A 17,109-nucleotide genomic window follows, 5' to 3' on the forward strand; every position below is an offset into this window, starting at 1 on the left:
GTGGGCCTCGTGCGCCGGGATGATTAGACTTCTCGGATGCCCGCTTCGTTGTCTCCGTCGCGCGCCTCCGACTTCATGCAGTGTCCCCTGCTCTATCGCTTCCGCGTCATCGACAAGCTGCCGGAGTCGCCGAGTGCGGCGGCGTCGCGGGGGACGCTCGTCCATTCGGTGCTCGAGCGCATCTTCGACGTCGACGCCCCGAAACGCACGCTCGAGCGGGCGCTCGACCTCGTCCCCCATGCCTGGGAGGACATGCTCACCGACGAACCGGAGCTGGCCGAACTCGCGGGCAGCACACCGCACGATCTCGCGACGTGGCTGCGTGATGCGGAGAAGCTCGTCGAGAAGTGGTTCGCGATGGAGAACCCGCAGTTCCTCGAACCCGCCGAGCGCGAGCTCTACGTCGAGGCCGACCTCGACGGGCTCACGCTGCGCGGGTACATCGACCGCCTCGACGTCGCTCCCGGCGGGCAGATCCGCGTCGTCGACTACAAGACGGGACGGGCGCCGTCGGAGCTCTTCGAGAACAAGGCGTTGTTCCAGATGAAGTTCTACGCGCTCGTCATCTGGCGCACGCGGGGCGTCATGCCGCTCATGCTGCAACTCGTCTACCTGGGCAACAGTCAGTTCTTGCGTTATCAACCCGACGAGGCCGACTTGCTCGCGCTCGAACGCAAGCTCAAGGCGCTGTGGCGCGCGATCGAGCGCTGCGCTCGGACGGGTGACTGGCGGCCCAAGAAGTCGCGCTTGTGCTCGTGGTGCGATCACAAGGCGCTGTGCCCGGAATGGGGCGGCACTCCCCCGCCGCTGCCCGAGCACGCGGCGCGTCTCGCGCTCGGTCCCCGCACCACCGGCGACCTCGGAGACGTCGATGGCGACTGAAGGATGACCGTTCGGGCCGGTCGTCGAAGCGGCAGCCACCGTCCGAGTGACGCGTTGCGGGCATCTATCGCCTCCTGCACCGCGCCCGCCTCCGCGGCGAGGCTGACGACAACCGCTCATTCACCAACGTCCATTGAATAAGACGAAGATCGCAGATGGGTACGGGGATCGCAGTTGGGCCGCGCAGGGCCAGGGTCACCGCGCGCGCAGCTGGAATAACCGGCCGCGCCGTCCCGTTCCGCAAGTAGTTGCATTTTCAACTACATGAATGCATGGACCAAGGGAGGCCCTCATGCAGTTCGGCATCTTCACCGTCGGTGACGTCACGACGAACCCGACGACAGGGCGCACCGTCAGCGAGCACGAGCGCATCGCGAACACCGTCGAGATGGCGAAGCTCGCCGACGAGGTGGGCCTCGACGTCTTCGCCACCGGCCAGCACCACAACCCGCCGTTCGTCGCACCGGCCAACCCGGCCGTGCTGATGGCGAACCTCGCGGTGGTGACGAAGAACATCATCCTGTCGACGTCGACGACGCTCATCACGACGACGGACCCGGTGCGCATCGCCGAGGACTACGCCTACGCGCAGCATCTCGCCGGCGGCCGCGTCGACCTCATGCTGGGGCGTGGCAACACCGGCCCGGTCTACCCGTGGTTCGGCAAGGACATCCGCGACGGCATCCCGCTCGCCATCGAGAACTACGCGCTGCTGCGCCGCCTGTGGAACGAAGAGAACGTGACGTGGGAGGGCAAGTTCCGCACACCGCTGCAGGGTTTCACCTCGACGCCGCGCCCGCTCGACGACATCGCGCCGTTCGTCTGGCACGGCTCGATCCGCAGCCCCGAGATCGCGGAGCAGGCCGCCTACTACGGTGACGGTTTCTTCCACAACCACATCTTCTGGCCGCCGCAGCACGCTGCGCAGATGGTGCAGTTCTACCGGGAACGCTTCGAGCACTACGGTCACGGCCGGGCGCAGGACGCGATCGTCGGCCTCGGTGGGCAGGTGTTCATGGCCGAGTCGAAGGCGAAGGCGATGGAGACGTTCCGCCCCTACTTCGATCACGCGCCGGTCTACGGCGGGGCGGGTTCGTTGGAGGACTACACGCGTCAGACGCCGCTGACGGTCGGCACGCCGGACGAGGTCGTCGAGGCCACGCTCGGCTTCCGCGACTACGTCGGTGACTACCAGCGTCAGCTGTTCCTCATCGACCACGCCGGGCTGCCGCACGCCGAGGTCATGCACCAGATCGAGCTGCTCGGCACGAAGGTCGTGCCGCAGCTGCGCGCCGAGATGGACATCCGACGCGCCGCCGGCGTGCCTGATGCCCCGACGCATGCCAGCCTGCTGGCTGCGCGCGCTGCCCAGGCGACCGACACGCCCTCGGCTGACGCCGGTCAGATGGGCGGCGTCGAGACAGGTGTGCCGCGTGCTCCGAAGACCGACGACGTGACGGGAACGCGCGCCGAAGACCGTTGAGCATCAGCCCGGTTCGTCGACAACTCGGCTGACCGGGCCGGGCGGGCGACGCCGGCGGCGGCGTTACGCCCAAACTCAGAGCAACGAGACGAAGGAGAACACGATGATGAACTGGACGGCACGCCTCGCCGTGATCAGCGGCGGGTTGAGTGAGGAATCGTCGACGCATCGTCTCGCCCAGCTGCTGAGCGACGCGGTTGTCGAGAGTGCGCGGGAGCAGGGCAGCGAGGTCGTCGTCGAGCGGATCGACCTGCGGGCGCTGGCGCACGACATCACGACGGCGTCGTTGACGGGGTTCGCTCCCCCGGCGCTCGCGGACGCCTACGAGGTGCTGGGCGCGGCCGACGCCGTGGTCGCGGTGACGCCGACGTACAAGGCGAGCTTCACGGGCTTGTTCAAGTCGTTCTGGGATGCGACTGCGGGCGGCGTGCTGAGCGGCGTGCCCGTCATCGTCGGCGCGACGGGCGGTTCCGCCCGACACTCACTGGTGACGGACACCGCCTTGCGACCGCTGTTCGCGTACATGAAGGCGCTCGTCATGCCGACGGCGGTCTACGCCGCGCCCGACGACTGGGCCGGGCGAGGCCTGGAAGCGCGGGCGAGCGAGGCCGCCGGTGAGTTGACGCAGCAGCTAGAGCGCGTGCTCGGCGGAGCAGACGTGGTGGTGAACGGCGGTTCTGGCGCGCGCGTGTCCAAGGATGGGGAAGCGCCGAGAACATCGTCGAAATCGGTTCGTACGCTTGCCGAGACGCGCAATCGGGCGCGCGATCCGTTCGTCGCGGTGCCGACGATGGAAGAGATGTTGCGCCGCTGAGCACGACTCGTGACCGGAGGGGTCCGTCAGGTTCGTCACGAACCTGACGGACCCCTTCGTCACGTTCGTCTGCCGGGATGTGCCATAGTCGGAAGCGTCCTTCGTGGGAGTCCTGAGAACAGGGCTGAGAGGGAGCTGATACTGCTCCGACCGCTACCCGACCTGACCCGGATCATGCCGGCGCAGGCAGCCAAGGAGACCTCATGGTCGCTCATCCTCCGTTCGGTGCCGACGTTCGTCGACGCCTGCTGCGTGGGGTCTTGCCGTGCCTTCGTCCGATCCGAAGGAGGCACCATCATGACGACGTTCAACGCCCGCGACCTCGCGGCCACCACCGACCGAGCAGCCACGTCGCCGGCGTCGGCCGCGGTTCAGAGGCGCGCAACCACCCCCGCTGACGGATCGGACGCTCGCCGCAAGCAGTACCGAGACGCGGACGGCCTGCGCGTGCCCTACACCGAGGTCATCCTCGACAACTCCCCCGGCACCGGCGCGGCCAACGCTCCCGTCGAGCTGTACGACACCTCCGGCCCGGGCAGTGACCCCGAGGTCGGGCTGCCGCCGTTGCGCGCCGAGTGGATCGCCGAGCGCGACGACGTCGAGACGTACGCCGGCCGAGAGCGCACCCTGCTCGACGACGGCCGCTCGGCCGTCCGACGCGGTGAGGCGAGCCACGAGTGGCGCGGCGAACGTCGCGCACCGCTGCGCTCGAAGGACGGCGCCGTCGTCACCCAGATGCACTACGCCCGTAAGGGATTGATCACCCCCGAGATGCGATTCGTCGCCGCCCGCGAGAACTGCGCCCTCGAACTCGTGCGCGACGAGGTCGCCGCCGGACGCGCGATCATCCCCGCCAACGTCAACCACCCGGAGAGCGAGCCGATGATCATCGGGCGTCGCTTCCTCGTCAAGGTCAACGCGAACATCGGAAACTCGGCCGTGACGTCGTCGATCGCCGAGGAGGTCGACAAGCTGACGTGGGCGACGACGTGGGGCGCCGACACCGTCATGGACCTGTCGACCGGTGACGACATCCACACAACGCGCGAGTGGATCCTCCGCAACTCCCCCGTCCCGATCGGCACCGTGCCGATCTACCAGGCCCTCGAGAAGGTCAACGGTGAGGCCGACAAGCTGACGTGGGAGATCTTCCGCGACACCGTCATCGAGCAGTGCGAGCAGGGCGTCGACTACATGACGATCCACGCCGGCGTGCTGCTGCGCTACGTGCCGATGACGGCCGAGCGCATCACGGGCATCGTCAGCCGCGGCGGCTCGATCATGGCCGGCTGGTGTCTCGCGCACCACGAGGAGAACTTCCTCTACACCCACTTCGACGAGCTGTGCGAGATCTTCGCCCGCTACGACGTCGCCTTCTCCCTCGGTGACGGCCTGCGCCCTGGCTGTACCGCCGACGCCAACGACGAGGCGCAGCTTTCCGAGCTGCGCACCCTCGCCGAGCTGACGAAGCGGGCATGGCAGTTCGACGTCCAGGTCATGGTCGAGGGCCCCGGGCACGTGCCGCTCGACCTCGTCGAGGAGAACGTGCGCCTGCAGCAGGAGTGGTGTGACGGCGCGCCGTTCTACACGCTCGGCCCGCTCGTCACCGACGTCGCACCCGGCTACGACCACATCACTTCCGCCATCGGCGCGACGACGATCGCGATGGGTGGCACCGCGATGCTGTGCTACGTCACGCCGAAGGAGCACCTCGGCCTGCCGAACCGTGATGACGTCAAGACCGGCGTCATCACGTACAAGCTCGCGGCGCACGCCGCGGACGTCGCGAAGCGCCACCCCGGCGCGCGAGCGTGGGACGACGCGTTGAGCAAGGCGCGCTTCGAGTTCCGTTGGAACGACCAGTTCAACCTGTCGCTCGACCCCGACACCGCGCGCGAGTTCCACGACGAATCGCTGCCCGCCGAGGCGGCGAAGACAGCACACTTCTGCTCGATGTGCGGGCCGAAGTTCTGCTCGATGCGCATCAGCCAGGACGTGCGCGACCGCTTCGGCGACGCCGGCGCCCAGCAGCGCGTCGTCAGCGAGAGCGAGGCGCGCGAGGGCATGCAGCAGATGTCGAAGACGTTCGTCGAGCTCGGGCGCAGCGTCTACGTCGACCCCGACACCGCCCACGCCCTGGCAACCCCCACGCCCCAGGACTGACGGGTTCGCAACGGTGAGGGGTGGAGCAACTCGACTCCGCCCCTCACCGACTCTTGTCTCCGTCCGTGCCCGCCCCATCTGCGATCTACGTCCACATTCGCGAACGGCGTACCCATCTGCGATTTTCGGTCACATTCGCCTGTGCCACGGCCTGCCGGGCCGGCTCGAGCATCAGCGCGTCGCGCGAGCTTGCTCCGCCAGACGCGGCAGGTCGTCGAGGCTGACGGCGGCGAGGTCGGGGACGACGACGAGGCCGTCGAGCTGCGGAATCTCGACGAGATGCGGCACGGCGAGCGTGGGGACGCCGGCCGCGACGGCCGAGCGCACGCCCGTCGCCGAATCCTCGATCGCGACGCACTGATCCGGGCGCAGGCCCAGCTCTGCCGCGGCCCGCACGTACGCCTCCGGGTCCGGTTTGCCCGCGCTCACCATGTCACCGGTGACGACGACCTCGAACGTCCCGGCCGGCAGCGCGTCGACGAGCACCCGCGCGAACGACTCGTACGACATCGTGACGAGCGCGCACGGCATCCCCGCCTCGTGGGCGGCGAGCAGCAGCTCCTGCGCGCCGGGGCGCCACGGCACGTGCTGCTTCAGCTTCTCGATGACCTGCTCGAGCAGGATGTCGACGATCTCGTCCGGCGTCAACGGAATACCCGTCTGATCCTTGATCATCCGACCCGTGACGGGCAGCGCGTTGCCGACGAGCTGGAACGCCTGCTCCTCGCTCCACGACGCCCCGTACGACTCGATCAGGCCGCGCTCGGCCTCCATCCAGTACGGCTCGGTGTCGATGACGGTGCCATCCATGTCCCACAGGATCGCGCGGGGGGCATGCGAACCATGCGCCGCGCGCGAGGACGCCGATGAGTCGAGCGCGTCGAGGCGGGCGTCGAGATGGTTCAGGTGCGGCGTCGGGTTCACGCGTCAGTCCTCCGGGTCGTATCCGAGGTTGGGGGCCAGGTGGCGCTCGGCCTCGGCCATCGTCCATCCCTTGCGCTCAGCGTAGTCGGCGACCTGATCGCGCCCGATCCGCCCGACGACGAAGTACTGCGCCTGCGGATGCGCGAAGTACCACCCGCTCACGGACGCGCCGGGCCACATCGCGCGCGACTCGGTCAGTTCGACCCCGATCGACGCGGTCACGTCGAGCAGGTCGAACAGCGTGTCCTTCTCGGTGTGCTCGGGGCACGCCGGGTAGCCGGGCGCGGGACGGATGCCCTGGTAGCGCTCCCTGATGAGTTCGTCGTTCGACAGCTTCTCCCCTGCCTCGTAACCCCAGAACTCGCGACGCACACGCTCGTGCAGCCGCTCGGCGAACGCCTCCGCGAGGCGGTCGGCGAGGGCCTCGAGCAGGATCGCCGAGTAGTCGTCGAGGTCGTCCTTGAACGCGCGGATCCGCTCCGGCAGCTCCGTCCCAGCCGTCACGGCGAACGCACCGACCCAGTCGTCGGCCGCACCCGTAGGGGCGACGAAGTCGGCGAGCGAGCGGTTCGGCACGCCGTCACGGTGCGTGCCCTGCTGACGCAGGTGGTGCAGGCGCGCCACCTCGGCCGAACGCGACGCGTCGCCGAACAGCACGGTGTCGTCACCGTCGGCCTGCGCCGGCCAGAACCCGATGACACCCGCCGGGTGCAACCAGCCCTCGTCACTGATGCGGTCGAGCATCGTCTGCGCGTCGTCGTACAGCTTGCGCGCCGCCTCGCCCTGCGCGGGGTTGCTCAGGATGTCGGGGAAGCGCCCCTTCATCTCCCAGGCGGCGAAGAACGGCTGCCAGTCGATGTACTCACGCAGCTCGCTCACCGGGTAGTCGGTGAACACCCTCGTCACGGGGGCGCCGTCGACGGCAAGGGCCGGAGCGTCGGGAACGCCTGCAGCCCAGTCCATCTCGGTGACGTTGGCCCGCGCCTCGTCGAGCGTCAGCAACGGACGCTCGTCGCGCTTGGCCGCGTGTCGGGCGCGCAACGCGTCGTAGTCGGCGACGACGTCGGCGAGCAACGCCTCGCGTCGCTCCCCCGTCGACAACAGCGCAGCGACGACCGGAACCGAGCGCGAGGCGTCCTTCACCCACACGACGGGCTCGTCGTAGCGCCCGTCGATCTTGACGGCCGTGTGCGCACGCGACGTCGTCGCGCCGCCGATGAGCAGCGGCTGAGTGAAGCCCTGACGCTGCATCTCAGAGGCCAGGTGCACCATCTCGTCGAGCGACGGCGTGATGAGGCCCGACAGCCCGATGATGTCGGCGTCGTGCTCGCGCGCAGCGTCGAGGATCTTCTGCGGAGCGACCATGACGCCGAGGTCGATCACCTCGTAGTTGTTGCACTGCAGCACGACGCCGACGATGTTCTTGCCGATGTCGTGCACGTCGCCCTTGACGGTGGCGAGCACGACGGTGCCGTTCGTCTGCTTGCTCGTGACGCCGCTCGCTTCCTTCTCCGCCTCGATGAACGGGATGAGGTAGGCGACGGCCTTCTTCATGACGCGCGCCGACTTCACGACCTGCGGCAGGAACATCTTGCCGGCGCCGAACAGGTCACCGACGACGCCCATGCCGTCCATGAGCGGGCCCTCGATCACCTCGAGCGGACGCTTGCCCTCGGCCTCCAGCTCGGCGCGCATCTGCTCGGTGTCGGCTTCGACGTGGTCGTCGATGCCCTTGACGAGCGCATGCGTGATGCGTTCGCGCACCGGCAGTTCGCGCCACTGTTCCGTCTTCGCTTCCGCCTGCTCACCGCTCGAGTTGTACTGTTCGGCGGCCTCGAGCAGCCGCTCGGTCGCGTCGGCGCGCCGGTTGAGGACGACGTCCTCGATCAGCTCGCGCAGTTCGGGGTCGATCTCGTCGTAGACGACGAGCGCGCCGGCGTTGACGATGCCCATGTCCATCCCCGCGGCGACCGCGTGGTAGAGGAAGACGGCGTGGATCGCCTCGCGCACCGGGTTGTTGCCGCGGAAGCTGAACGACACGTTCGACACGCCGCCGCTGACGAGGGCGCCGGGCAGGTTCGCCTTGATCCATCGCGTGCCCTCGATGAAGTCGACGCCGTAGTTGGCGTGCTCCTCGATGCCCGTGCCGATCGCGAAGATGTTCGGGTCGAAGATGATGTCCTCGGCCGGGAAGTCGACGTCGGGGCCGGTGAGGATGTCGTAGGCCCGCTTCGTGATCGTCTTGCGCCGCTCGAGGGTGTCGGCCTGGCCGTCCTCGTCGAACGCCATGACGACGATCGCCGCGCCGTAGCGCTTGCACAGCCGGGCGTGCTCGATGAACGGTTCGACGCCCTCCTTCATCGAGATCGAGTTGACGATCGACTTGCCCTGGATGCACTTCAGCCCGGCCTCGATGACCTCCCACTTCGAGGAGTCGACCATGACCGGGACGCGGCAGATGTCGGGTTCGGAGGCGATGAGCTTGCAGAAGCGATCCATCGCGGCGACGCCGTCGATCATGCCCTCGTCCATGTTGACGTCGATGATCTGCGCGCCGTTCTCGACCTGCTGACGGGCGACGGACAGCGCCGTCGCGTAGTCGCCGTCCTTGATGAGCTTGCGGAAGCGCGCCGAACCGGTGATGTTCGTGCGCTCACCGACGTTGACGAACAGCGAATCCTCGTCGACGGTGAACGGCTCGAGCCCGGACAGGCGCAGGGCGGGCGCGACGTCGGGCACGCTGCGCGGGGCCGTGGCGGCGACCGCGTCGGCGATCGCCCCGATGTGATCGGGCGAGGTGCCGCAGCATCCGCCGACGAGGTTGACGAGGCCGTCGCCCGCGAATGCGGCGACGGTCTGCGTCATCGCCTCGGGTGTCTCGTCGTACTCGCCGAACGCGTTGGGCAGGCCAGCGTTCGGGTAGCAGGAGACGAAACAGTCGGCGATGCGCGAGAGGTCGGCGACGTAGGGGCGCATCTCGTCGGCGCCGAGCGCGCAGTTGAGTCCGACGGCGAGCGGGCGCGCGTGACGCACCGAGTTCCAGAACGCCTCGCCCGTCTGCCCCGACAGGGTGCGGCCGGAGGCGTCGGTGATCGTGCCGGAGATGATGACGGGCCAGCGCCGCCCGCGTTCCTCGAACAGCTGCTCCAGCGCGAAGATCGCGGCCTTCGCGTTGAGCGTGTCAAAGATCGTCTCGATGAGCATGAGGTCGACGCCGCCGTCGGCCAGGCCGCGGGCCTGCTCGAGGTAGGCGCCGACGAGGTCGTCGAAGCTGACGTTGCGCGCGCCCGGGTCGTTGACGTCCGGTGAGATCGACGCCGTGCGGTTCGTCGGGCCGATCGCGCCGGCCACGAACCTCGGACGCGCCCCGGTGGTCACCGAATCGGCAGCAGTGCGAGCGAGTTTCGCGGATTCGACGTTGAATTCGTACGCGAACTCGGACATGTCGTAATCAGCCAATGAGATGCGCTGCGCGTTGAACGTGTTCGTCTCGACGATGTCAGCGCCGGCCTCGAGGTACTCGCGGTGGATGCCCTCGATGATGTCGGGCTGCGTCAGTGACAGCAGGTCGTTGTTGCCCTTGAGGTCGCTCGGCCAGTCGGCGAATCGCTCACCGCGGTAGTCGTCCTCACTCAACCCGTGCCGCTGGATCATCGTGCCCATCGCGCCGTCCATGACGAGGATTCGCTCACGCATGAGCGCGGCCAGCTCCTCGCTGCGATCCCCGCCTGCGTCGCGGCGGGCGTCGTGGTCGGTCGTGGTCGGGTCGGTTGCCTTGGAGCGGCTGCTCACGTGACGTCCCTTCGAGGGCGGGTGGATGTCGCATCATGCTATCGAGCGGCGTCGCCCCGCCTTGGAGCGTGCACGCCGTTGGCCGCATACTGGAATGTCAGGCCCTCGCCGCATCGTCGCCGCGCGCCCGATCCACTCTCACGACCTGCAGAAGGAGACACGCTGTGCGTCGTCACTTCGACCTCACCACGTCGACCCCACCGACCGTCCTCGTCGCCTTCCAGGGCTGGAACGACGTCACCGGCGCCGCGTTCGACGCGATGGATCACCTCGTCAAGGCCACCGGCGCGCGCCTGTGGGCCGACGTCGACCCGGAGGACTACTACGACTTCCAGGTCAACCAACCGCGCATCGACGTCGTCGACGGCGAGCGCCGCGTCATCTGGCGCACGACGGAGATCTTCCACACGCGACTCGACGCCGTGGGCGACGTGCTCATCGTCAAGGGCATCGAGCCGTCGTTCCGGTGGAAGGCGTTTCTCGCCGAACTGCTCGACGCCATCCATGCGAGCGAGCCGGCGCGCGTCGTGGTGTGCGGTGCGCTCGGTGGGGACACGCCGCACACGCGGCCGCTGCCTGTCACGCTGACGTCGCCGCAGCCGGCGACGCGTGAGGCGTATGACGCGAAGACGCCGACGTACGTCGGCCCGGCGGGCATCGTCGGCATTCTCATCGATGCGCTCGGGCGCTCGGATGTGACGACGATCGCGCAGTGGGTCGTCATGCCGCAGTACGCGCTGGGCAGCCCGCAGCCGAAGGTGACGTGGACGATGGTGCAGGGGTTGTCGAGACTGCTCGACGTCGCGCTGCCCGAGGGCGATCTCGAGGAGCAGGCGCGGGCCTGGGAGCGTGGCGTCAGCGAACTCGTCGCGCAGGACGGCGACATGACCTCCTACGTCGACACGCTCGAGCACTCGATGGACGTCACCGAACTGCCCGAGGCCTCCGGCGATGCGATCGCCGAACAGTTCGAGCAGTTCCTGCGCCGGCGGGACGGCGACAGCCGCCGCGGGGAGCAGGGCCCTGGGGGCGACACGGTCTGACGGGCCGTCGGAACGGCTGGCGTGAGCGGCATGATCGTGCCGAGTTTCTCGCGACGACGGCAGCAGGGGTCCTCGTCGGATCGTGCTGGTGTTGGCGCGAGCAGTGTGTTCAACCCCAAAGCGGAACGATCGTGTCGCTTCGGGTCGAATCGGCCTAGGACGAGTGCTCTGACGGCACGATCGTTCCGATGAAGGGTGCATGAGCCTGTTCAGGACGTGCGAGCGAGGCGGCGCAGCCTCGGCCTCGGCCAGATGGAGCTTGCCGAACTGGCTAATGTCTCCGAACGCTTCGTCTGCTCGCTCGAGCAGAACAAGGCCACGGTGCGACTCGACAAGCTCACGGCCGTCCTCGACGCGCTGGGTCTGGAGCTGCGTGCTGAACCCCGCGGGGGCGTCGGCGCATGAGCCCGCGCGCAGATCGCGCGCAGACGGCGGCGCTGGGTGCCGCTGAAGACCTCGACGAGATCGGGTTTGACGCCAGGCGTGTGCAGGACCTGAGCCGCGTCACGCGTCATCCGGCCCGGACGATGGCGGCCACCGCAGCGCGGTGACCGCCACCGGTAGCCCAGCGATACACGCTCAACCGCGCTGATGCACCGCGTCGAAGGCCTGGCTGAGGTCGGCGATGAGGTCGGCGGGGTCTTCGAGGCCCACGGACAGGCGCAGCACCGACTGTGACGGCTTCGCGTCCCCCTCCACGGGACGGTGCGTCAGGGCTGCCGGGTGCTGGATGAGCGTGTCGACTCCCCCGAGCGAGACGGCGTGCACGATGAGGCGGCAGGCCGACGTCACGACGGCGGCCGCATCGAAACCGTCGGCCATGCCGAACGCGAGCACCGAACCGGGCCCGGCCATCTGACGGGCCGCGATGCCGTCGACGTCGAACTGCGGCAACCCCGACCACATGACGGCGTCCACCTCGCCGCGCGTCAGCAGCCACTCGGCGACGGCGCGCGCGCCTTCCTGCTGCGCCTTGACCCGAATCGGCAGCGTCTGCAGCCCACGGTGCAACCCGTACGCGTTCGAGGGCGACAACAGCGCCCCCGTGATGGCGCGCACCTGACGCAGCCGCGGCGCCCACGCCTCGTCACACGCGACGACGCCGCCCATGAGGTCGCCGTGACCACCCATGAACTTCGTCGCCGAATGCACGCTCAACGTCGCACCGAGCGCGAGCGGCTGCTGCAGCACGGGCGTGGCGAACGTGTTGTCGACCATGACGGGCACGTCGCCCGCGGCGCGCACGACGCCCACGCCACCCGACGACGCGGTTTCGGTTCGGCCCTCGCCGCGGCGGTGCTCGACGTGCTGGGCCCCGACGTCACGCTGCAGTGCGAAATGTACGACGACGGCGGCGTCCGGTTCGCCGAGGCTCACGGCCTCGAGGCGCGCCACCCGCGAGGAACGGCTGCTGCGCGCACTGCCGGTCGACACGCCGCGCTGCGCGCCGAACGCGCCATCAGCGAACGCCTGACGTTCACCTCGTTCGTCGGGCTCCCCCGCCGCCGACCTCGCGCCGCACTGGGACGCGCTGGCCGCTCAGATGGCCGACGACGTCCCGCTCGGCGGCCTCACCCGCCCTGGCAAGCGTGACGGCGACGCCCGCCGCCGCGAGGACGAGCGTCACGCCGAGGAGGGGTATCTCCTCGTGCGCACCCTCGCCTGGCTCGACGGCCGGCCGGCCGGGTACACGCAGATCCTGCTGGCGAGCGACGCCCCGCAGATGGCGTTGCAGGACGACACGCTCGTCGACCGTTCCCTGCCGTGATGCGGGCGTCGCGGGCACTCAAGGTCGTCAATCTCGAGCACCTGCAGTCACTTCCGCAGGCGAGCGCGACGCAATCGGTCCAGACCTACTGCGCCGAGACGAACACCGCCATCCTCGCGCCCAAAGCCGCGCTGGGCTTTCGACGCGTCGACGTCATGACCGCGCTCGAAGGGCACCCGGAGGCAGCTGCGCTCAGGCGTACCTGATCCGGTCGAGCAGCATCGCGAGCGGCTCGGGCACCTCGTCGGCGCCGAGCGCCGCGGCGAGCACAGCGGCCGCGTTCTCCTTGCGACCGGACGCGGCGCGCGCGAACCGGCGCAGCTGATCCGCGAGCGGTTCGTCGGCCCACGCGGCCTGTGTGCGCAGCGCATCGAACTTGCTGCCGAGACCCGCGCCCTCGATGGCGGCCTTCGCGCGCTCGGCGCCGAGCGCGCGGATCAGTTCCCCCTCGAGGTCGGGTTCGCAGACGAAGAAGCCATAGACGGGCAGGTCGCTCGCGTCGAGCACGGGCAGCCCGTCGTCGGCGAGCGCCTTCTCGGCCGCGCGGGTGTCGGCGGCGTCGCAGAGCCCGACGACGTCGGCGTCGGATCGGATCTGCCGGATCTCGCCGAGGACACGGCCGACGTTCGTCGCGCCCTGCAGGTTGACGAGTTCGACGTTCGGGCTCGCGAGCCCGTCACGCTCCATGAGGGCCGCGACGGCCGCGACGTCGCTCGGGCCTTCGAGCAGGACGAACATCGTCGCGGCGCTGGCCGGGCTGATCGTCGTGGTCACAGCTTGACCCCGAGCAGGGCGTCGACGACGTCGTGGATCTGCTGTGCGGAGCCGACGGCTTCTTCGCCCTCGGCTGCACACCAGGCGTCGATCGCGGCGAGCGCGGCGGGCGTGTCGAGGTCGCTGCGCAGGGCGCGGCGGACCGCTTCGATCGTGGGCGTCGCGTCGACGCCATCCGCCTCGATGGCGCGTCGCCACGTCGCGAGGCGCTCCTTCGCGGCGTCGAGCCGCGCGTCGGTGTACTCCCAGTCGGTGCGGTAGTGCTGGTCGAGCAGGACGAGCCGGATCGCCATCGGGTCGACGCCCTCGCGGCGCAGCACGGACACCTTGACGAGGTTGCCCTTGCTCTTGCTCATCTTCTCGCCGTCGTAGCCGACCATGCCCTGGTGGGCATAGTGGTGCGCGAACGGCGGCTGCCCCGTCAGCGCGTCGGCCTGCACGGCGCTCATCTCGTGGTGCGGGAAGATGAGGTCGGTGCCGCCGCCCTGCAGCGTGAAACCGTTGCCGAGGTGCTCGAGCGCGATCGACGTGCACTCGATGTGCCAGCCAGGTCGGCCGCGTCCGACGCCGGGGCCGCCGTCCCACGCCGGCTCTCCCTCACGCTCGGCGCGCCACAGCAGCGGGTCGAAGACGTCCCGCTTGCCCTCACGCTCTGGGTCGCCGCCGCGGTCGGCGAAGACGGCCATCATCTGCTCACGGTCCCAGTGCGAGACCGAACCGAACGTCGGCTGCTGCGCGAGGTCGAGGTAGACGTCCTTCGCGCCGGCAGCGGCGTTCTCGGCGGCGGGCACGTCGACGGTGTAGGCGAGGCCGCGCTCGAGCAGCCGGGCGACGTTGGCCGAATGCAAGGTCATCGACTCGACGACGCCGACGTAGTGCTGCGGCGGGATGACACCGAGGGCCTCCATGTCGCCGTGGAACAGCTCGATCTCGCTCGTCGCGAGCTCACGCCAGTCGACGTCGTCGCGGGCGGCCCGCTCGAGCAGTGGGTCGTCGACGTCGGTGACGTTCTGCACGTAGGTGACCTGCGCGCCCGCGTCGATCATGACGCGCTGGGCGATGTCGAAGGTGACGTAGGTGGCCGCGTGGCCGAGGTGCGTCGCGTCGTACGGCGTGATGCCGCAGACGTACAGCCCGGCCTGCTCGCCGAGATCGATCGGGACGATCTCACCGGCTGCCGTGTCGAAGAGGCGGACGTCGATGTCGGCTCCAGCCGGGGAGGCGACGGGGTTGAGCGCAGGGCGAGACCAGGATTTCACCGCCTCAGCCTAACGGGTACGACCGACGCCTCCGCCCGGCGGACGCGTCACGGCGAGGCCCTCGTGGGCTCTCACAGCGGCGGCCACGGCAGCGGGTAGCGATCGGACGGCGGCTCTGGAAACACGCCGGCGGTGCGCAGCGCCGCCACGCGCTCGAAGAACGCCTCGACCTCGTCATCGTCGAGGTGTGCGCTGAGCTGCGCGCCGAGCCCGTCTCGCGCGGCCAGGAGCGCCGCGAGGGACGCGTCGTGCGCCGCACTCAACGGTTCACCGGCGAAGCCCCACAGGACGGTGCGCAGCTTGTCGTCGATGTGGAACGTCAGGCCGTGATCGATGGCGTAGAGCTGCATGTCTCCCCCGCCCGATGTGTCCTCGATGAGGTGAGAACCCTTGCGGTCGGCGTTGTTCGTCAGCACGTCCAGCAGCGCGACGTCGCGTAGTGGGTCACCGTCGTGGTGAGCGAGCACGAGGGGGCCCTCGTCGGTGTCGAACGCGGCGATCGCGTGCACGTCGTCAGTCAGCTCGTCCTCGTCGAGCAACGCCACCTGGTGCTGCTCGGCCGGTTCGAGCGGTCCGACCCAGCGCTGCAGGGATCCCTCGCCGAGCTGCGGGTCGACGTGCCACGTCGTCTCCGGAACGCAGCGCATGCCGGCCGCGGCGGCGACGAGGTAGGTCGCGACCTCGCGGTGCGCGAGCGTCTCCGACCGGAAGTCGCGCAACGGTTGCTCACCGCGCACGGGTTTGAACACGGCGCGCTCCCCCGTCGCCGTCATCAACCGCACGACGACGTTGGAGGCGTCGACGAGGCGACCCTCGATCTGCCACTCGAGCTCGCTCAGTTCGGGCGCGCCGAGCTCGAGCGGTCGGGAGGTGACGTCGGGCGTCTCGCTCACCGGCGTCGGTACCCGTTCGCGCGGGGGCAGACGTGGCCGCGCGGGTCGAGCGGTTCGTTGCACAGTGGGCAGGGACGGCGGCCCTGCGCGACGAGCGCGAGCGAACGACGCGTGAACTCGCGCGCGGCGGGCGGGGCGAGCACGACGCGCAGGCCCGTGATGGCGGTGATCGCGGCGCCCTCATCGTCCTCGTCCACCTCGGCGTCGAGGTCGTGGCACTCGAGCGCGAAGACGCGCTCCATCGGATTCCAGCTGACGCTCATGCTGCCGACGCGGAACAGCGGGTCGACGGGCAGTTCGAGCGGGTCGTTGTCGGGTGCGGTGGCCGGCTCGTCGCGGTCGGCGCCGACCTCGTCGAGCAGCTCTTCCAGGCGCTCGGCGAGCAGAGCCACCTGCTGCTTCTCGATGGCGACGCCCTCGACGCGGCGCGCGTCACGCACCTGCAGGTAGAACTCGCGAGAGCCCGGCTCACCGACGGTGCCCGCCACGAAGCGCGCGGGCTGGTTGAACTCGACTACAGACATGTCCGTGAGCCTACTGCGTCGCGCCGGTGGCGCCACCGACGGTGGATTCGGCGCTCGTCGAGCGCGCCAGACCGACGGCCTCGCCGAGGCCACCGGAGGTCACGTTCATCGCGAGGACGAAGGGGCGATTGCCGACGAAGCGGATGACGCTCATCGACGCGGGCGCGAGGACGATGCGCTGGAAGTCGTCGAGGTGCTGACCGAGCGCGTCCGACAGCATCGACTTGATGACGTCCCCGTGGCTGACGACGACGCCCACGCCCGAGCCGCCCTGCTCGTCGCTGCTGCGTTCGTCCAGCTCGCGCGCGAGGGCGCGCACAGCGTCGACGGCGCGTCGCTGCATGGCGAGCATCGACTCGTGCTCGAACTGCGGGCTCGGCGGGAACGTCACCTGCGACGGGTGTTCCTGCACCTGCTTCCACAGCTCCTCGCCGGCGAGGTCGCTGAGCTTACGCCCCGTCCAGGCGCCGTAGCGGCACTCGCCGACGGTGTCGTCGGTCTCGACGGCGACGCCGCTCGCCGCGCGCAGGGCGTCCGCCGTCTCCTGGCAGCGCACGAGCGGCGAGGCGACGATGCGCTCAGGCGTGCAGCAGGCGCTGATCGCCGCGGCGGCGGCGTCGGCCTGGGTGCGCCCCAGCTCGTCGAGATGGACGTCGGGGCTCCAACCGGCGAGGACGCCGGAGGCGTTGGCGCTCGTGCGCCCGTGCCGCAGCAGGATGATGGTGGCCACGCGACCAGGCTACCGGCCCGGCCGTCCATGACCCGTGTCGCGCCACGGCGCGGGCAGCGC

At 69.5% G+C, this 17,109-nt stretch carries 16 protein-coding genes, 1 pseudogene and 1 riboswitch; of the genes and pseudogenes, 9 read left to right on the top strand and 8 right to left on the bottom strand.

The features are described from left to right. Nucleotides 1-36 precede the first annotated feature (36 nt). The 4 genes from EDC82_RS07085 (at nt 37) to thiC (ending at nt 5,342) form a co-directional block, all read left to right on the top strand. A complete protein-coding gene (locus EDC82_RS07085; RefSeq protein ID WP_006947250.1) occupies nt 37-882 on the top strand; it encodes a PD-(D/E)XK nuclease family protein in 846 nt (281 codons plus the stop codon). 292 nt (nt 883-1,174) lie between these two features. After that, nucleotides 1,175-2,365, top strand: coding sequence for a CE1758 family FMN-dependent luciferase-like monooxygenase (locus EDC82_RS07090; protein ID WP_006947212.1), 1,191 nt, complete (start codon nt 1,175-1,177; stop codon nt 2,363-2,365). A gap of 103 nt (nt 2,366-2,468) precedes the next feature. Further along, nucleotides 2,469-3,179: a CE1759 family FMN reductase gene (locus tag EDC82_RS07095; RefSeq protein ID WP_006947233.1), complete on the top strand. Its 711-nt coding sequence runs from the start codon at nt 2,469-2,471 to the stop codon at nt 3,177-3,179. A 93-nt stretch (nt 3,180-3,272) separates the two neighbouring features. Continuing rightward, nucleotides 3,273-3,387, top strand: a riboswitch (TPP riboswitch). An 89-nt stretch (nt 3,388-3,476) separates the two neighbouring features. Then, nucleotides 3,477-5,342: a phosphomethylpyrimidine synthase ThiC gene (gene thiC / locus EDC82_RS07100; protein WP_006947230.1), complete on the top strand. Its 1,866-nt coding sequence runs from the start codon at nt 3,477-3,479 to the stop codon at nt 5,340-5,342. Between the two features lie 171 nt (nt 5,343-5,513). Here the strand turns inward: thiC and EDC82_RS07105 are convergent, their stop codons facing one another. Together EDC82_RS07105 and metH are read right to left on the bottom strand one after the other, a co-directional pair. Further along, on the bottom strand, nt 5,514-6,266 hold the full coding sequence (locus EDC82_RS07105) for an HAD family phosphatase (protein ID WP_006947276.1): 753 nt from the start codon (nt 6,264-6,266) through the stop codon (nt 5,514-5,516). A 3-nt stretch (nt 6,267-6,269) separates the two neighbouring features. Further along, nucleotides 6,270-9,962 carry a methionine synthase gene (gene metH, locus EDC82_RS07110; protein ID WP_050786620.1) on the bottom strand — a complete coding sequence of 1,231 codons (3,693 nt, stop codon included), beginning with the start codon at nt 9,960-9,962 and terminating at the stop codon, nt 6,270-6,272. A gap of 260 nt (nt 9,963-10,222) precedes the next feature. Between metH and EDC82_RS07115 the strand changes: the two genes are divergently transcribed. The 3 genes from EDC82_RS07115 to EDC82_RS14515 all read left to right on the top strand — a co-directional run bounded on the left by EDC82_RS07115 (nt 10,223) and on the right by EDC82_RS14515 (nt 11,652). Continuing rightward, nucleotides 10,223-11,101 carry a proteasome assembly chaperone family protein gene (locus tag EDC82_RS07115; RefSeq protein ID WP_006947266.1) on the top strand — a complete coding sequence of 293 codons (879 nt, stop codon included), beginning with the start codon at nt 10,223-10,225 and terminating at the stop codon, nt 11,099-11,101. Nucleotides 11,102-11,296: 195 nt separating this feature from the next. Beyond that, nucleotides 11,297-11,506: a helix-turn-helix domain-containing protein gene (locus tag EDC82_RS07120; protein WP_235006152.1), complete on the top strand. Its 210-nt coding sequence runs from the start codon at nt 11,297-11,299 to the stop codon at nt 11,504-11,506. Continuing rightward, the gene (locus tag EDC82_RS14515; RefSeq protein ID WP_160126205.1) at nt 11,503-11,652 is read left to right on the top strand and encodes a hypothetical protein; all 150 of its coding nucleotides are present in this window, start codon (nt 11,503-11,505) and stop codon (nt 11,650-11,652) included. Before EDC82_RS07120 ends, EDC82_RS14515 begins: the two co-directional genes overlap by 4 nt. A 28-nt stretch (nt 11,653-11,680) precedes the next feature. Here EDC82_RS14515 and EDC82_RS07125 read toward each other — a convergent pair. Further along, a pseudogene (locus tag EDC82_RS07125) lies at nt 11,681-12,349 on the bottom strand (PLP-dependent aspartate aminotransferase family protein); the annotation flags it as partial. A 295-nt stretch (nt 12,350-12,644) separates the two neighbouring features. Here EDC82_RS07125 and EDC82_RS07130 point away from each other — a divergent pair. Next, entirely contained in the window at nt 12,645-12,869 is a 225-nt protein-coding gene (locus tag EDC82_RS07130) for a hypothetical protein (RefSeq protein ID WP_131941019.1), read from the top strand. After that, the gene (locus tag EDC82_RS07135) at nt 12,869-13,075 is read left to right on the top strand and encodes a hypothetical protein (RefSeq protein WP_160126206.1); all 207 of its coding nucleotides are present in this window, start codon (nt 12,869-12,871) and stop codon (nt 13,073-13,075) included. The genes EDC82_RS07130 and EDC82_RS07135 overlap by 1 nt, the downstream gene beginning before the upstream one ends. On the opposite strand, the gene EDC82_RS07140 is transcribed toward EDC82_RS07135, so the two are convergent. The 5 genes from EDC82_RS07140 to EDC82_RS07160 form a co-directional block, all read right to left on the bottom strand. After that, nucleotides 13,062-13,643: a hypothetical protein gene (locus EDC82_RS07140; RefSeq protein WP_131941024.1), complete on the bottom strand. Its 582-nt coding sequence runs from the start codon at nt 13,641-13,643 to the stop codon at nt 13,062-13,064. The two genes, EDC82_RS07135 and EDC82_RS07140, sit on opposite strands and share 14 nt — an antisense overlap. Then, nucleotides 13,640-14,902: a cysteine--1-D-myo-inosityl 2-amino-2-deoxy-alpha-D-glucopyranoside ligase gene (mshC, locus tag EDC82_RS07145; protein ID WP_131941026.1), complete on the bottom strand. Its 1,263-nt coding sequence runs from the start codon at nt 14,900-14,902 to the stop codon at nt 13,640-13,642. Before mshC ends, EDC82_RS07140 begins: the two co-directional genes overlap by 4 nt. A gap of 71 nt (nt 14,903-14,973) precedes the next feature. Then, nucleotides 14,974-15,795 carry an SCO1664 family protein gene (locus EDC82_RS07150; protein ID WP_160126207.1) on the bottom strand — a complete coding sequence of 274 codons (822 nt, stop codon included), beginning with the start codon at nt 15,793-15,795 and terminating at the stop codon, nt 14,974-14,976. Next, nucleotides 15,792-16,319, bottom strand: a complete 528-nt coding sequence (locus tag EDC82_RS07155) for a DUF3090 family protein (protein ID WP_131941030.1) — start codon at nt 16,317-16,319, stop codon at nt 15,792-15,794. The genes EDC82_RS07150 and EDC82_RS07155 overlap by 4 nt, the downstream gene beginning before the upstream one ends. 10 nt (nt 16,320-16,329) lie before the next feature. Continuing rightward, nucleotides 16,330-17,049, bottom strand: a complete 720-nt coding sequence (locus EDC82_RS07160) for an MSMEG_4193 family putative phosphomutase (protein ID WP_131941032.1) — start codon at nt 17,047-17,049, stop codon at nt 16,330-16,332. Nucleotides 17,050-17,109: the final 60 nt, after the last annotated feature.

The organism is Dermacoccus sp. SAI-028 (assembly GCF_004346775.1).
GTDB classification, from domain to species: Bacteria; Actinomycetota; Actinomycetes; order Actinomycetales; family Dermatophilaceae; genus Dermacoccus; species Dermacoccus nishinomiyaensis.

Excerpts from the sequence above, each read along its gene's own strand:
- EDC82_RS07085 (WP_006947250.1), top strand. The coding sequence starts at position 37 with ATGCCCGCTTCGTTGTCTCCGTCGCGCGCCTCCGACTTCATGCAGTGT.
- EDC82_RS07090 (WP_006947212.1), top strand. The coding sequence starts at position 1,175 with ATGCAGTTCGGCATCTTCACCGTCGGTGACGTCACGACGAACCCGACG.
- EDC82_RS07095 (WP_006947233.1), top strand. The coding sequence starts at position 2,469 with ATGATGAACTGGACGGCACGCCTCGCCGTGATCAGCGGCGGGTTGAGT.
- thiC (WP_006947230.1), top strand. The coding sequence starts at position 3,477 with ATGACGACGTTCAACGCCCGCGACCTCGCGGCCACCACCGACCGAGCA.
- metH (WP_050786620.1), bottom strand. The coding sequence starts at position 9,962 with ATGCGTGAGCGAATCCTCGTCATGGACGGCGCGATGGGCACGATGATC.
- EDC82_RS14515 (WP_160126205.1), top strand. The coding sequence starts at position 11,503 with ATGAGCCCGCGCGCAGATCGCGCGCAGACGGCGGCGCTGGGTGCCGCT.
- EDC82_RS07130 (WP_131941019.1), top strand. The coding sequence starts at position 12,645 with ATGGCCGACGACGTCCCGCTCGGCGGCCTCACCCGCCCTGGCAAGCGT.
- EDC82_RS07135 (WP_160126206.1), top strand. The coding sequence starts at position 12,869 with ATGCGGGCGTCGCGGGCACTCAAGGTCGTCAATCTCGAGCACCTGCAG.
- EDC82_RS07155 (WP_131941030.1), bottom strand. The coding sequence starts at position 16,319 with ATGTCTGTAGTCGAGTTCAACCAGCCCGCGCGCTTCGTGGCGGGCACC.